Origin of the sequence: Streptomyces sp. WM4235 (assembly GCF_001279725.1) — a bacterium.
Lineage (GTDB): Bacteria > Actinomycetota > Actinomycetes > Streptomycetales > Streptomycetaceae > Streptomyces.
In genome coordinates, this window is sequence record NZ_LGDE01000386.1 from 1 (window position 1) to 303 (window position 303).

General features: G+C 78.2%; 1 protein-coding gene. It reads right to left on the minus strand.

Annotated elements, in window-relative coordinates:
- On the minus strand, positions 1–303 hold a 303-nt coding region (locus ADK55_RS23330), incomplete at both ends, for an alpha/beta hydrolase (protein WP_199826609.1).

Consider the following 303-nt stretch of genomic DNA (forward strand, 5'->3'; position numbering starts at 1 on the left):
CGCCGTCACCGGCCCCGGCCCCGCCCACGCGCGGATCGCCGGGCGCGTCGAGCCGCACCTCGGGTCGGGTCGCGAGCCAGTCGACGAGCCGGGAGACGTCCTTGCCCTCCAGCGCGGGATCGTTCAGCCCGATCCGGCCGCCCGAGCGGCCGAAGCCGCGCGCCGACCAGGTCAGTACCGCGTACCCGTCCCGGGCCAGCCGTTCCGCCTTCGCGCGGACGTCGTCCTTGCTGCCGCCGAAGCCGTGGCCGAGCAGCACGGCAGGCCGTTTCCGCGTCGCCTCCCCGCCCTCGCCGGCCGCGG